The organism is Streptomyces sp. NBC_00335 (assembly GCF_036127095.1).
In the GTDB taxonomy this organism is placed as follows: domain Bacteria; phylum Actinomycetota; class Actinomycetes; order Streptomycetales; family Streptomycetaceae; genus Streptomyces.
Map to the genome: position 1 here is coordinate 2,940,262 of NZ_CP108006.1, position 12,965 is coordinate 2,953,226.

At 72.3% G+C, this 12,965-nt stretch carries 15 protein-coding genes; 7 read left to right on the top strand and 8 right to left on the bottom strand.

Going from position 1 to position 12,965, the window contains the following annotated elements; genetic code table 11:
- Positions 1-180: 180 nt before the first annotated feature.
- Genes OHA37_RS12900 through OHA37_RS12910 form a run of 3 tightly spaced genes read right to left on the bottom strand, consistent with a single transcriptional unit; the run spans position 181 to position 2,989 of the window.
- A complete protein-coding gene (locus OHA37_RS12900; RefSeq protein WP_323182329.1) occupies positions 181-276 on the bottom strand; it encodes an Ms4533A family Cys-rich leader peptide in 96 nt (31 codons plus the stop codon).
- A gap of 46 nt (positions 277-322) precedes the next feature.
- Entirely contained in the window at positions 323-1,969 is a 1,647-nt protein-coding gene (locus tag OHA37_RS12905) for a DUF3152 domain-containing protein (RefSeq protein ID WP_266904781.1), read from the bottom strand.
- A 3-nt stretch (positions 1,970-1,972) separates the two neighbouring features.
- Positions 1,973-2,989 carry an alpha/beta fold hydrolase gene (locus OHA37_RS12910; protein WP_266904783.1) on the bottom strand — a complete coding sequence of 339 codons (1,017 nt, stop codon included), beginning with the start codon at positions 2,987-2,989 and terminating at the stop codon, positions 1,973-1,975.
- Between the two features lie 126 nt (positions 2,990-3,115).
- Between OHA37_RS12910 and OHA37_RS12915 the strand changes: the two genes are divergently transcribed.
- The 4 genes from OHA37_RS12915 (at position 3,116) to OHA37_RS12930 (ending at position 5,069) form a co-directional block, all read left to right on the top strand.
- A complete protein-coding gene (locus OHA37_RS12915) occupies positions 3,116-3,340 on the top strand; it encodes a hypothetical protein (RefSeq protein WP_266904785.1) in 225 nt (74 codons plus the stop codon).
- A 146-nt stretch (positions 3,341-3,486) separates the two neighbouring features.
- Positions 3,487-4,125: a TetR/AcrR family transcriptional regulator gene (locus OHA37_RS12920; RefSeq protein WP_266904787.1), complete on the top strand. Its 639-nt coding sequence runs from the start codon at positions 3,487-3,489 to the stop codon at positions 4,123-4,125.
- Positions 4,126-4,363: 238 nt separating this feature from the next.
- The gene (locus OHA37_RS12925; protein WP_250741766.1) at positions 4,364-4,591 is read left to right on the top strand and encodes a DUF3107 domain-containing protein; all 228 of its coding nucleotides are present in this window, start codon (positions 4,364-4,366) and stop codon (positions 4,589-4,591) included.
- A 175-nt stretch (positions 4,592-4,766) separates the two neighbouring features.
- The gene (locus OHA37_RS12930) at positions 4,767-5,069 is read left to right on the top strand and encodes a hypothetical protein (protein ID WP_266904788.1); all 303 of its coding nucleotides are present in this window, start codon (positions 4,767-4,769) and stop codon (positions 5,067-5,069) included.
- An 83-nt stretch (positions 5,070-5,152) separates the two neighbouring features.
- Here the strand turns inward: OHA37_RS12930 and OHA37_RS12935 are convergent, their stop codons facing one another.
- A complete protein-coding gene (locus tag OHA37_RS12935; RefSeq protein ID WP_243335974.1) occupies positions 5,153-5,911 on the bottom strand; it encodes a ferritin-like fold-containing protein in 759 nt (252 codons plus the stop codon).
- A 465-nt stretch (positions 5,912-6,376) separates the two neighbouring features.
- Between OHA37_RS12935 and OHA37_RS12940 the strand changes: the two genes are divergently transcribed.
- The 3 genes from OHA37_RS12940 to OHA37_RS12950 all read left to right on the top strand — a co-directional run bounded on the left by OHA37_RS12940 (position 6,377) and on the right by OHA37_RS12950 (position 9,756).
- On the top strand, positions 6,377-8,491 hold the full coding sequence (locus tag OHA37_RS12940) for a DEAD/DEAH box helicase (protein WP_266904789.1): 2,115 nt from the start codon (positions 6,377-6,379) through the stop codon (positions 8,489-8,491).
- Positions 8,492-8,597: 106 nt separating this feature from the next.
- Positions 8,598-9,503, top strand: coding sequence for an alpha/beta fold hydrolase (locus tag OHA37_RS12945; RefSeq protein ID WP_266904790.1), 906 nt, complete (start codon positions 8,598-8,600; stop codon positions 9,501-9,503).
- Between the two features lie 100 nt (positions 9,504-9,603).
- Complete coding sequence (locus OHA37_RS12950) at positions 9,604-9,756, top strand: hypothetical protein (RefSeq protein ID WP_243335969.1); 153 nt, start codon at positions 9,604-9,606, stop codon at positions 9,754-9,756.
- A gap of 74 nt (positions 9,757-9,830) precedes the next feature.
- Here OHA37_RS12950 and OHA37_RS12955 read toward each other — a convergent pair whose 3' ends face one another.
- From OHA37_RS12955 to OHA37_RS12970, 4 genes are all read right to left on the bottom strand, one after another.
- Positions 9,831-10,436, bottom strand: a complete 606-nt coding sequence (locus OHA37_RS12955) for a MarC family protein (protein ID WP_266912728.1) — start codon at positions 10,434-10,436, stop codon at positions 9,831-9,833.
- A gap of 67 nt (positions 10,437-10,503) precedes the next feature.
- Positions 10,504-11,370 (bottom strand): PHP domain-containing protein, encoded by an 867-nt coding sequence (locus OHA37_RS12960; RefSeq protein WP_266904791.1) that lies wholly within the window; start codon positions 11,368-11,370, stop codon positions 10,504-10,506.
- A 219-nt stretch (positions 11,371-11,589) separates the two neighbouring features.
- Positions 11,590-12,231: a DUF6758 family protein gene (locus OHA37_RS12965; RefSeq protein WP_266904792.1), complete on the bottom strand. Its 642-nt coding sequence runs from the start codon at positions 12,229-12,231 to the stop codon at positions 11,590-11,592.
- Positions 12,232-12,310: 79 nt separating this feature from the next.
- Positions 12,311-12,895, bottom strand: coding sequence for a suppressor of fused domain protein (locus tag OHA37_RS12970; RefSeq protein WP_266904793.1), 585 nt, complete (start codon positions 12,893-12,895; stop codon positions 12,311-12,313).
- Positions 12,896-12,965 lie beyond the last annotated feature (70 nt).

Here is a 12,965-nt window from a genome sequence, read left to right on the forward strand (position 1 = left end):
CTCTCGGCGTGAAGGGAGATGAGGAAAAGGCCACGCGAGGGGCAGCGGTCCACGTCGGCGCGGTCGGCGGCATGCCGACGGCGGGGACGGAAAACGTCAGGAAGCCGCACCTGCGGGCTGGTGAGCCCCGGGCGCGGCGGAACGACGGAGAAAGGAGGAAGTCGCGCGCTCAGGGAGGCGTCAGCGACAGAGGATGTCGGCCACGCTGTGCGCGGTCACACCAAGCAGCGCCAGCTCAATGGCGGCGCTCGCGGTGGTGGTGTGAAGGTGCGACATGCGGAGAACAATGACCGACCATCGGACGGCTTGTCAACGCGGTAGATCAACTCCCGGGATACACCCAGGGGTTGGGCTTGCACTTGATGTTGTTGACGTCCAGGGACTTCGTCTGCTGCTGCATGATCGGGGCGAGCGCGCCCGGTGTCTGGCAGCTCACGTGGCCGTGGCCGAGCCGGTGGCCGACCTCGTGGTTGATCAGCATCTGGCGGTAGGCGAACATCTGGTCCGCGCCGTACGTCGCCGAACCCTGCGACCAGCGGTACGCGTTGATCATCACGCGGTCGGTCGACGCGGAGTCGCACGAGACGTTGTCGACGGTGGTGTCGAGCCCGGACTTCTTGCACCAGACGCCGGTGGTCCCGGGGCTGGCGAGCGTGATCACGAAATCGGCCTCGCCGCCCGGCACCCGCTCGAAGGTCTTCGTACCGCCGTGGCCCCAGCTCCGGTCGTCGTTCAGCGTGCGGTGCACGGCCTCGGCGAACAGCTGAGCATCCAGGCCGAGTCCCTGCTCCACGTCGACGCGGTAGCGGACCACCTTCCCCTTGCCGGGCGCCTTGGCCACGCCGGGCACGGTGTCGAAGACGCCGGAGCCCTTCAGCTTCTCGTCGATGGGGAACTGCTGCGCCATCTTCTGGTCGTACGTGAGCTCCGGCGCGGCCTTGAGCGCCGCGGAGGCGTCCGGGGTGGGCCGGTCGTCGGAGCGGGAGGCGGCGGAGTTGCCCTGGGCGGTGTGGCTGTTGCCCTCGTCGGCGGCGCGCACGGTGTTCTTGGCGCTGTCGTTCTCGGAGGCCGCCTGGCCCGCGACGACGACGGCGAGCGCGACGGTGACGGCCGCCGCCGCCATCCCGGCGTACGTACGGCCCTTGCCGCCGCGCCCGGCCGCGGGCGGCGCCTGCTCCGGCTCTTCGGCGGGTGTGACGACCGGCGTGCGCGGCGCGGGGATCCGGCGGCGCGATCCGGTGGCGGTGAAGGCGTCCCCGGCGAAGGCGTTCTCGGTGAAGGCGTTCTCCGCGAAGGGGGCCTCGGCGAAGGGGGTCTCGACGGCGGGGACCGAGCGGTAGGAGCCGGTCGTGGTGAAAACGTCCTCGTGGACCGGGATCCGGCGGTGGGAGCCCGTCGTGGTGAAGGCGTCCTCGGGGGCCGGGACGGTGCGGTAGGAGCCCGTCGTGGTGAAGACGTCCTCGGGGGCCTGGATCCGGCGGTGCGAGCCCGTCGCGGTCATCGGCGGGTCGAGGGTGACCTGTGGGAAGCCGACCGCGGGGGTACCGAAGCCCTGTGCGTCGTAGACGGGGGCGTCGTAGGCGGGGGTTCCGTGGGCCGGCGTGACGTAGACGGGGGTGCCGTGCGCCGGCGTGCCGTAGACCGGCGTGCCGTGCACCGGGGCAGGTGCCCCCGCGCCGCCCGCCGGTCGGGTGCGCGGGGCCCCGCGCCAGTCGCCGTAGGTCGCTCCGGTACCCGCGGCGGCGCCCCAGGCTCCGCCGGGCTCGTGCTGTTCGGGATGTCCGCCGCGCGCGCCGGGCGCCGGCTCGTGGCGCGGCGGGGCCGCGTACCCGCGCGGGGCTGCGGCCGGCTCGGCCCACCCGGCCGGGGCCGGGGCGGCGGCCCGCAGGCCGGCCCGGTCGGCCGGCTGCGGATGGTCTGAGCCGGGGCCCGGAGCTTTGGCGGGCTCCTTGCGACTATGTCGTCCCACGTCTCAGCCCTTGCCGTCCTCGTCGGTATTCATGGTGTGCACGGTGCCCCCGTCGCCGGTGGCGTCCAGCAGCTCCCGGAAGGCGGCCGCGACCACCTCCGGGTACTCCATCATCGCCACGTGCCCCGCCTCCGGCAGGGACAGCAGCCGCGAACCCCGGAAGGCCGCGGCGGCCTTGTGCGCCATACGGTACGAGACGAGTTGGTCCCGGCCACCGTAGACCAGCAGGGTCGGCGCGAGCACCCGCTGTGCCTGGCGCCACAGTCCGTGCTGGCCACCGAGGGTGTACGCGTCGACGATGCCGCGCGAGGAGCGTGTCATCGCCTCCCAGAAGTACGGGAGTGCGAGCCGCCGTTCCATTTCCTCGACGGCCGCCTCGAACGCCTCGGGCGTCACCCGCGAGGGGTCTCCGTAACAGAGGTCCGTCACCCCCCGGGTGCGCTGTTCGGCGCTCAGACCGCGGGTGAGCCGGTCCAGGACCCCGGCCATGCCGGGTACGGCGAGCAGCGCGGTCGGCACGGCCGACTTCTGTACGCGCAGTTCGGGCAGCGCCGGGGAGACCAGCGTCAGCGTGCGCACCAGGTCGGGCCGGACGGCCGCGACCCGGGTGGAGACGGCGCCGCCGAGGGAGTTCCCGAACAGGTGCACCGGTCCGCGCCCGGCGGCGTCGAGGTGGCGGATGACGACGCGGGCGAGCCCGGTCACCGAGTAGTCCCGGTCGGCGGGCGGCGGGGACCAGCCGAAACCGGGCAGGTCCACTGCCTCGCCCTCGACGGAATCGGCCAGCCGCGCCATCAGCGCGGACCAGTTCTGCGAGGATCCGCCGAGCCCGTGGACGAACAGCGCGGGCGGCAAACCGGCCCGGACCGCCGGGCGCAGCCGTACGTTCATTTCCAGCCCGGGCAGCCGGTCGGTGCGCAGCTGCTCCCCTTCGGCCACTCGCACGGCTCCCACCTGGGAAGACTGTCCGGAAGACGAGGGGTCGGCGGACCGTACACCCGGCAGCTCGGTCGAAGACATGGGGCAATGTTACGAGACGATCACGCCCCGCCCCTTGTGTTCGCCGTCACAGATGCTTGCGGAGCCACCTAGCGGGGTATGCGCGATCCTCCTAGGCTCGTAGGTGGAAGTGGAAAGGGGTGCTCCATGACTGTCGACCCTGCGGAACCGGACACCTTCCAGTCAGAGCTGCGGAAAGCCGCCGACGGGCTCGACGTGGAAGCCCCCGAGGCGGACGCGGCGGAGCAGAACGCGGAGTTGAATCCGGTCGAGGACGATCCGCTGACCCCCGTGGGCCAGCGCGAAGCCTCCGACGGGGACACCGCCGAGCAGACCCGGGTGGTGCCCCTGGACGAGGACGACTACCGCTGAGCAAGCGCTGACCAGCATCTCCGGCGGGTAACCGGCGGTCCGTACCGCGAGAAAACTCGGCTTGAACCCTCCAGATTCGGTTACCGAAAAGTACGATGGCCGCGCGACGCAAGGCGCATTGTGTTCTAGAGAAAGTGGGAGGCGGCGTGACAGCCATCGAGCAGACCGAGGCAGCGCGTCCGCGGGGCACGCGACTTCCGCGCCGGGCCCGGCGCAACCAACTTCTGGGCGCCGCCCAGGAGGTCTTCGTCGCGCAGGGTTACCACGCAGCGGCCATGGACGACATCGCGGAGCGTGCCGGAGTCAGCAAGCCGGTGCTCTACCAGCACTTCCCCGGCAAGCTCGACCTCTACCTGGCGCTCCTGGACCAGCACTGCGAGGCCCTGCTGCTCGCCGTGCGCACCGCGCTCGCGTCGACGAGCGACAACAAGATGCGTGTCGCCGCGACGATGGACGCCTACTTCGCGTACGTCGAGGACGAGGGCGGCGCCTTCCGGCTGGTCTTCGAGTCGGACCTGACGAACGAGCCGGCGGTGCGCGAGCGCGTCGACCGCGTCTCGCTGCAGTGCGCCGAGGCCATCTCGGACGTCATCGCCGAGGACACCGGCCTGTCGAAGGACGAGTCGATGCTGCTGGCCGTGGGGCTGGGCGGGGTCTCGCAGGTCGTGGCGCGGTACTGGCTGTCGAGCGAGAGCCCGGTAGCCCGTGACACCGCGGTGGGCCTGCTGACCTCCCTCGCCTGGCGCGGAATCGCCGGTTTCCCGCTGCACCCGACGGACGTCTGACCGAGCCCGACCGGCGTCCGGCGGGCGCCTGACGGGCCTCCGACCTGGCTCTGAGCGGCGTCCGCCCGGGGCCGGCCCGGCTTTCCGGGCCGGCCCCGGCGGTCTCCGCCGGTCTGACCGGCGGCTGTTCGCTGCGAGCGTTTTCGCCGCGCGGCGGACACGTCCCCTCTCCGGGCTAATGTGGACCGGGTAACGGCGCGGCTGATCGCGCGAACCGGACCGTCGGAGGGACAAGGCCGTGGAGGTCAAGATCGGCGTGCAGCACGCACCCCGGGAGATCGTGCTCGAGAGCGACCTGAGTGCCGAGGAGCTGGAGAGCATCGTCACCGCCGCCCTGTCCGGCTCGGCGCCGCTGCTGAGCCTCACGGACATCAAGGGCCGCAAGGTCCTGGTGCCGTCCGAGCGCCTGTCGTACGTCGACCTGGGCGAGCCCAGCGTGCGCAAGGTCGGCTTCGGCGCTCTCTGAGCCGAAGCGCTCTGCGAAGCACCCTGAGGTACCCAGCAGGACCCAGAAGTACCGAGAACGGCCCGGTGGAGGACTCCGCCGGGCCGTTTCCGTTTCCTCCGCTTCGGGTAGGACGCCAGTAAGGAACACGCTCCCGTTACGCCCCGGTACGTCCGCCGTTCGAGAGGAACCCCACATGCTGCTGATCGAGGCGCTCGGCTCCGCTCTCCTGGGCCTCGCCCTGGCCGGGGCGGCCGTCCGTGCGCTCGGCCCGCGGCTGCCCTCTCCGCGGGCGGTGCTGGTGAGCGGAGTGACGGGCGCCCTCTTCGGGGCCTATCTGACGCACACCGCGCTGGGCCCCGGGCACAACACCCTGTTCGCGACCCTCATCGGCGGCGCGCTGGTCGCGGCGGTGGTCCTGTCCCTGCTGCTGCGGCCCGCCGGCCGGACTGCGAGGCCGTCCCGCCGGACTCCGTTTTCGGTTCCGACGCGGGGCTAGACGACCCCACTGACCCATGACGACGGCCCCCGCGCTGAGCTTCCGCGCGGGGGCCGTCGTACGTCTACGGGACGGGACCGGGGCTACGCCGCCAGGCCCAGGGCCGCCATGCGCTTGGTGTGCGCCTTGGTGATCCGGGTGAACATCTCGCCGACGGCCGCCAGGTCGAAGCCGGCCGCCATCCCGTCCACTCCGCCGACCAGCATGGTGGAGAGCGCGTCGCGCTCGGCGACCACGCGCTGCGCCTGCGAGAGGGCCTCGCCCATCAGCCGGCGGGCCCACAGCGCGAGCCGGCCGCCGCAGCGCGGGTCGGCCTCGATCGCGGCGCGCACCTTCTCGACGGCGAAACCGCCGTGGCCGGTGTCGTCGAGCACGCTCACGACGAGCCCGCGGGTGTCCGTGTCGAGGTGGGTGGCCACCTCGCGGTAGAAGTCGCTGGCGATGGAGTCGCCGACGTAGGCCTTGACCAGGCCCTCCAGCCAGTCCGACGGGGCGGTCTGGCGGTGGAAGTCGTCGACGCCCTTCGCGAAGGGCTCCATCGCGGCGGTGGCGTCCTCGTCGATCGCGGTGAGCCGGTCGCGCAGGCGCTCGAAGTGGTGGAACTCGGCGGAGGCCATCTTCGCGAGCTCGGCCTTGTCCCCGAGGGTGGGCGCGAGCTTCGCGTCCTCCGCGAGGCGTTCGAAGGCCGCGAGTTCGCCGTACGCGAGCGCCCCGAGCAGATCCACCACGGCGGCCCGGTACTGCGGCGAGGCGGAGGCCGTGGCCCAGTCCTGGGCGGCGATGCCGGCTGCCTCGGAGGGGGCGCTTTCGTCGGCGGGCGATGCGTTTTCAACGGTCGACATGCTCCGCACAATAGCTCGCCGAAAGGCACCATGAACCACCTGCTCAGTCCACGTAAACGCGCCTACCTGGTGAATTCACCCGACACAGCTGCGAGATTCCGGGGTACAGTGGTAATGCGCCTGCCGAACACTCGGCGGGCCATCCGAATGAGGATGCCCGGTCGGTGGCCCGATCGGCTCCACCCGACCGCCCTCGGCGTGATGCGTACGTTCATACGTACCGCCTCCCACGAGGGGCCCCCTCAGCGGCATAAAGCGCCTGAGCGATGGCTCGTGGTCCCGCGCAGCTTCGTACGTACGTAGTAGTACTGCAAGCCCGGCACGGTACGACCCCCTTCGCCGCCTCGCGCCGCGTCTCACAGAAGAGGCAGCACCCTGACTACGTTCCGAGACCTCGGGATCTTTCCCGAGACGGCCGAAGCCCTTGAGGCCGTCGGCATTGTGTCCCCCTTCCCGATCCAGGAGATGACCCTCCCCGTCGCCATGTCCGGCACGGACGTCATCGGCCAGGCCAAGACCGGTACCGGCAAGACGCTCGGTTTCGGCCTCCCCCTGCTGGAGCGCGTCGTCGTCCCCGCGGACGTCGAGGCCGGCCGTTCCACGCCGGATCAGCTCACCGACGCCCCGCAGGCCCTCGTGGTGGTTCCGACCCGCGAGCTCTGCACCCAGGTCACCAACGACCTCCTCACCGCGGGCAAGGTCCGCAACGTCCGCGTCCTCGCCATATACGGCGGCCGCGCGTACGAGCCGCAGGTCGAGGCGCTCAAGAAGGGCGTCGACGTCATCGTCGGCACCCCGGGCCGCCTGCTCGACCTGGCCGGGCAGAAGAAGCTCGACCTCTCCAAGGTCAAGGCCCTCGTCCTCGACGAGGCCGACGAAATGCTCGACCTGGGCTTCCTGCCCGACGTCGAGAGGATCATGAGCTACCTCCCGGCCAAGCGTCAGACGATGCTGTTCTCGGCGACCATGCCGGGTGCGGTCATCGGGCTGGCCCGCCGGTACATGACCCAGCCGACGCACATCCGCGCCGTCTCCGAGGACGGTGAGGGCGCGACCGTCGCCAACACCACGCAGCACGTCTTCCGTGCGCACAACATGGACAAGCCGGAGCTCGTCTCCCGCATCCTGCAGGCCGAAGGCCGCGGGCTCGCCATGATCTTCTGCCGCACCAAGCGCACGGCGGCCGACATCGCCGAGCAGCTGGAGAAGCGCGGCTTCGCCTCGGGCGCCGTCCACGGCGACCTGGGCCAGGGCGCCCGCGAGCAGGCGCTGCGCGCCTTCCGCAACGGCAAGGTCGACGTGCTGGTCTGCACCGACGTCGCCGCGCGCGGTATCGATGTCGAGGGTGTCACCCACGTCATCAACTACCAGACGCCCGAGGACGAGAAGACCTTCCTGCACCGCGTGGGCCGCACCGGCCGCGCGGGCAAGAAGGGCATCGCCGTCACCCTGGTCGACTGGGACGACATCCCGCGCTGGCAGCTGATCAACAAGGCGCTGGAGCTGGACTTCCACGACCCGGTGGAGACGTACTCCACGTCCCCGCACCTGTACGAGCAGATGAACATCCCGGCCGGTACCAAGGGCGTCCTGCCGCGCGCCGAGCGCACGCGGGCCGGCCTGAAGGCCGAGAACCTGGAAGACCTGGGCGAGACCGGCGGCCGCGGTGGCCGTGGCGGCCGCGACGGTGGCCGTGACAGCGGTCGCGACGGCGGTCGTGACCGCGGGCGCGATGCCGGTCGTGACGGTGGCCGTGATGCCGGTCGTGATGGTGGACGTGACGGTGGCCGCAGTGCCGCCGCCCCGGTCACCGAGGAGCGTCCCGCCCGTGCCCCGCGCCAGCGCCGCCGCACCCGTGGCGGCTCGGACCAGGGCGCCGAGCTCCTGACCCCGGTCACCACCGAGGCCACCCCGGTCGCCGCGGCCGCTCCGGCGGTCCAGGCTCCGGCGATCCAGGCTCCGGAGGCTCCGGCCGCCGACGAGGCGCGCAAGCCGCGTCGTCGCCGGACCCGGTCGGCCGCTCCGGCCGCCACCTTCGTCGCCCCCTCGACGACGCTGGAGCCCCTGGCCCCGTTCGTCGTGGAGCCCGAGGTCGACTTCCAGATGGCCCCGCTCGTGGAGCCGGTCCGGGAGCGCCGTACCAGCGCCCCCCGGAGCAGTGCCCCGCGCAGCAGCGCCCCGCGTGCCCGTGCTCCCCGCAAGGCCGCGGCCGCTCCGGTGGCCGAGGTCGTCGCCCCGGTGGCCGAGGTCGTCGCCCAGGCCGCCGTGGTCGAGGCTCCGGCCGCTCCGGCCGTCGCGCCGGTTGCTGTCGCCGTCGCCGAGGAGGCCCCGGTCAAGCCGAAGCGCACCCGCACCCGCAAGGTCGCAGCTGCCGCCCCGGCCGCCGAGGTCGTCGCCGAAGCCGCCGCCCCGGTGGCGGAGGAGGCTCCGGTCAAGCCGAAGCGCACCCGCACCCGCAAGGTCGCGGCTGCCGCCCCGGAGGCTCCGGCCGCCGAGGCCGCTGCCGAGGAGGCTCCGGTCAAGCCGAAGCGCACGCGGACCCGCAAGGCCGTCGCCGCGGTGGAGACCCCGGAGGCGTAACGCCCTGCCGATGGCCCCGGTCCCCCTTCGAGGGGGCCGGGGCCATCGGCGTACCCGGGCCCGGGCGGAGCTCCCGTACGGGCGTACGGGCCGGTAACCTCGGGCCATGAGCAAGCCGCCGTCCCTCACGCTCCCGCCCGCAGCCCGCGCGTACCGGCTGGTCACGGCCCGCGGCGAGTTCGCCGCGCACGAGGCCCTGCCCGCCGGGCCGGCCCGCGGCACCGCCCTGCTGGTGCCCGGCTACACCGGCAGCAAAGAGGACTTCATCGGTCTTCTCGGGCCGCTGGCCGACGCCGGGTACCGCGTCGTCGCCGTCGACGGCCGCGGCCAGCACGAGAGCGGCGGCCCGCGCACGCAGGCCCCGTACGCCCTCGCGGAGCTGGCGCGGGACGTCCTCGCGCAGACCGCCGCCCTGGACGCGGCCGGTCCCGTGCACCTGCTCGGGCATTCGCTGGGCGGGCTGATCGTCCGGGCGGCCGTGGTCCTCGACCCGGCCCCGTACGCCAGCCTCACGCTGCTGAGCAGCGGCCCGGGCGCGGTCTGCGCGGACCAGCAGGGCCGTACGAAGCTGCTGGTCTCGGCGCTGGAGGCGATGGGCGACGACATGCCGGGCATCTGGGCGGCCATGCGCGCCATGGATCCGCGCGACGCGCCCGCCGAGGACCCGGCCCTCGCGGCCTTCCTGCGCGCCCGCTGGCTGGGGACCGTCCCCGAGCAGCTGATGGTCACCGGCCGGGCGCTGATCGAGGAGCCGGACCGGATCGACGAGCTGGTCGCCGCGGCGCCCGGGCTCGCGAAGCTGGTGCTGTCCGGGGAGACGGACCCGGTGTGGCCGGTGTCGGAGATGGACGGGATGGCGCGCCGGCTGGGCGCGGCGCGGGTGGTGGTCCCGGGGACGGAACACTCTCCGAACGCCGAGGATCCGGCGGCCACGGCGGCGGCGCTGAAGGCGTTCTGGGAGGCGTGCGAGGGGGCCTCCGGGGAGGCCTCTGACGTCTCCGGTACCCGTTAGTAGTTAGACAAGGAAAAAATTTCCTTAGCGTAGGGAATGTTTGCGGCTTACACTTCGTTAACCCTGTACAAGGAGAAACACTGACGAAGGGAGAAGCCCCATGCGCTTCGAGATTCTGCGCCTGGACGACGTCGACGGATCTGCCGTGGACAGCACCGTCGTGGACGCGGCCTCCGTCAACCGGATCGTGCAGCAGGCCGCGGCCGTAGGCCAGCGCATCCTGATCCGACCGGCTGAGACCGTGTCCAACTGACCGCGTCCACCTATTCGCCGAACGCCCCCGCACCGATCCCGGTGCGGGGGCGTTCGCATGCGCGGCGGGTGACGCTACGCGGCTTCGATCACCTGGAGCACGCCGTTGATGATCTGCTGGACGGCGATCGCGGACAGCATCATGCCCGCCAGGCGCGTCACGAGGACCACGCCGCCGTCCTTGATCACGCGGATGATGACGAGCGAATAGCGCATCACCACCCACAGCACGATGTGCATCGCGACGATCGCGGCCCACACGGAGAACTGACCGGTGAGTCCGTCGGCCTTCTGCACGGCCAGGATCACCGAGACGATCGCGCCGGGCCCGGCGAGCAGCGGCATGCCGAGCGGGACGAGCGCGACGTTCACGTCCTTGGTCTGCTTCGGCTCGTCGGTCTTGCCGGTGAGCAGGTCGAGCGCGATGAGCAGGAGCAGCAGCCCGCCCGCGATCATCAGGGCGGGCACGGAGACGTGCAGGTAGTCGAGGATCTGCTGGCCGCAGATGCCGAAGACGGCGATGACGCCGAAGGCGACGCAGACGGCCTGCCAGGCCATGCGGCGCTGCACCTTGGCGGGGCGGCCGGAGGTCAGCGCGAGGAAGATGGGCGTGATCCCAGGGGGGTCCATAATCACAAAAAGCGTGAGAAAGAGGGATCCGAAGACGGCGAAATCGAGCACAGTGATGCCTTGCAGAAGAGGGGTGTCACGAAAAAGGGGAAGGTGCAGCGGGGAGCGGCGGCAGAGGTCAGCCGCGTACGCGTCCACCGGCGCCGGGGACCGGGAACGCCCCGGTGGCACGGCGGGTGATCTCGCCGTAGATCTCGGGGTCGGTCGTGTACTCCCCGAGGCGGCAGGTCTTGCGGCTGCCGTGGTAATCGCTGGACCCGGTGGTCAGCAGACCGAGGTCGCCGGCCAGGCCGCGCAGGCGCGCGCGGGTCGCTTCGTCGTGGTCCATGTGGTCGACCTCGATGCCGTCGAGGCCGGCCGAGGCGAGGGCGGCTATCGCGCTCTCGGGCACGCAGGTGCCGCGCTTGACGGCGGCGGGATGGGCGAAGACGGTGACCCCGCCGGCCGCCTTGACCAGGCGGATCGCGTCGAAGGGGTCGAGCTCGTGCTTCTCGGCGTACGCGCGGCCGCCGTCGGCGAGCCAGTGCGCGGTGAAGGCGTCGGACACGGTGGGCACGACGCCCAGCTCGACGAGCGCGGCGGCGATGTGCGGGCGCCCCACGGAGCCGTCACCGGCGATCCGGGCCACCCGCTCCCAGGTGATGTCCACCCCGAGGCCCTGCAGCTTGCCGATCATGGCCTGCGCGCGCGGGGTGCGGTCGTCGCGCACCAGCTCGCGCTCGCGGAAGAGCTCGGGCTCCTCCGGGTCGAAGAGGTACGCCAGCATGTGCATGCCGATGCCGTCGAGACGGCAGCTCAGCTCGGCGCCGGTGACCAGGGTCAGCCCCTGGGGCAGCGCGGCGATGGCCTCGCGGTATCCGGCGACGGTGTCGTGGTCGGTCAGCGCCACCACGTCGAGCCCCGCACCGGCGGCATTGCGCACCAGCTCGGCGGGGGTGTCCGTACCGTCCGAGGCCGTGGAGTGGGCGTGCAGATCGATGCGCACAGCCGAACTCCAGGGTTCACACGCGGACGGGGGACACTCCAGGATAGCGTCCGCTTTTCCCGGTACGGGACCCACCGGCCGGGCCGCGCCGGATGCCGCCGGACCGCCCGCATGGCGCCTCAGCGCCGGACCGGCCCGTCTGGTCCGCCGGACGGAGTCCGGCGCAGCGCCGCGAAGCCGGGGAGGCGCCCCCCGGCGCCGAGCCGCGCGAGCGGCGCGTCAGGAGGACAGAATCCGGGGGCTCAGGGCGCCGCAGGGCAGCAGTTCCACCTCGGCCCCCGCGTCGCGCAGGTCGGTCAGGACCAGCTCGTCGTACATCAGCAGGCCCGACTGCTCCGGCCAGACGATCGCCCACAGCCACAGCCCGCGCGCCTCGCCCGCGAAGACGGCCCGGTCCTCGGGTACGCCGGTGACGTGCCAGAGCGGCGTCGGGCGCCCGGCGGCGACCACCTTGGCGTGCGGCGGGGCGGAGACGTTCATGTAGCGGCCCGGGTCGGGGGCGTCGAGACCGGCGAACCGCGCGCCCAGGCCGACGCCCAGCTCCTCGGCGATCAGCAGCAGCTCGCCGATGCCGCCCAGCGGGCCGGGACCCGAGCAGGCGACGGCGGTGGCCCGGCCGCCGCTGCGGTCGTCACCGGCGGAGGCGACCCCGGTGAACAGCCAGCCGACGGGCAGCGGCCAGGGCATCCAGACCGGTACCTGCGCCCGGTTCACCACCACGCCCAGACCTTCGACGCTCGGCGGGATCACGGGCTGCAGGGGATGGACGGTGCCGTGCACAGCGCACTGCCAGGAGTCGGCGAAAAGACCGGGCGCCCTGACCCGGCCACCACACTTCGGGCAACTCGGTTCGCCCCTCATAAGAAGCCACGCTCCTCCCCGCCGCGCGCCCCGTCAAGACGCGCTCACCCGTCCGGGCGGCCGGGCGGCGGCCGGATGCTCAGTCCAGTGCGACTGCCGTACGCAGAGGGTCCCGCAGATCCGTGCCGCGCGCGAGCCAGCGTTCCTGCAGGGCGGCGGCGCCGTGGACCCTCTTCCACGCCGCCTCGTTCGCCGTCATCGGCAGGAGGGGGAAGAAGGAGACGGGATCCATGGGGTCGTCCAGGACGACGTCCTCGACCAGCCCGCCGGGCTCCGCGACGAGCACGGAGGTGAACGGCGCCCCGTCCCAGAGGGGTTCGCCCACGTCCAGTGAGGCGCCGGGCGTCACGACGAGTCCTTCCACCTGGGGCGAGGCCGCCAGCACGGCGAGCGGCCTCAGCAGCTTGTCGGTGGGCGCGAGGCCGCCCCGTACGGTCAGGACGAGTTCCGCGCGCGGGCCGCGGACCGGGTCGGAGACCACCGCCGTCGGGTCGGTCATCGGCTGGGCGGACATGCCGAGGGTCGCGTACCGCACGAGGTCGCCCTCGGTGAAGCGGAGGACTTCGAAACGGTCGGTGCCCAGGAAGGTGACGGCGGCGCGGGCGTCGGGTTCGCCGAGGGCGGCGCGCAGCCGGGCTTCCACAAGGGCCAGAATTTCTGCCATGGAGCGAGCATAGAACTCGTATCAGCCGGGTAAAGAGCGGCTCTTGACCATCCGTCGGCTGATATCGTTG

Excerpts from the sequence above, each read along its gene's own strand:
- OHA37_RS12970 (WP_266904793.1), bottom strand. The coding sequence starts at position 12,895 with ATGGCAGAAATTCTGGCCCTTGTGGAAGCCCGGCTGCGCGCCGCCCTC.
- OHA37_RS12930 (WP_266904788.1), top strand. The coding sequence starts at position 4,767 with ATGCTGCTGATCGAGGCGCTCGGCTCCGCTCTCCTGGGCCTCGCCCTG.
- OHA37_RS12965 (WP_266904792.1), bottom strand. The coding sequence starts at position 12,231 with ATGAGGGGCGAACCGAGTTGCCCGAAGTGTGGTGGCCGGGTCAGGGCG.
- OHA37_RS12945 (WP_266904790.1), top strand. The coding sequence starts at position 8,598 with ATGAGCAAGCCGCCGTCCCTCACGCTCCCGCCCGCAGCCCGCGCGTAC.
- OHA37_RS12935 (WP_243335974.1), bottom strand. The coding sequence starts at position 5,911 with ATGTCGACCGTTGAAAACGCATCGCCCGCCGACGAAAGCGCCCCCTCC.
- OHA37_RS12900 (WP_323182329.1), bottom strand. The coding sequence starts at position 276 with ATGTCGCACCTTCACACCACCACCGCGAGCGCCGCCATTGAGCTGGCG.
- OHA37_RS12910 (WP_266904783.1), bottom strand. The coding sequence starts at position 2,989 with ATGTCTTCGACCGAGCTGCCGGGTGTACGGTCCGCCGACCCCTCGTCT.
- OHA37_RS12940 (WP_266904789.1), top strand. The coding sequence starts at position 6,377 with ATGACCCTCCCCGTCGCCATGTCCGGCACGGACGTCATCGGCCAGGCC.
- OHA37_RS12915 (WP_266904785.1), top strand. The coding sequence starts at position 3,116 with ATGACTGTCGACCCTGCGGAACCGGACACCTTCCAGTCAGAGCTGCGG.
- OHA37_RS12950 (WP_243335969.1), top strand. The coding sequence starts at position 9,604 with ATGCGCTTCGAGATTCTGCGCCTGGACGACGTCGACGGATCTGCCGTG.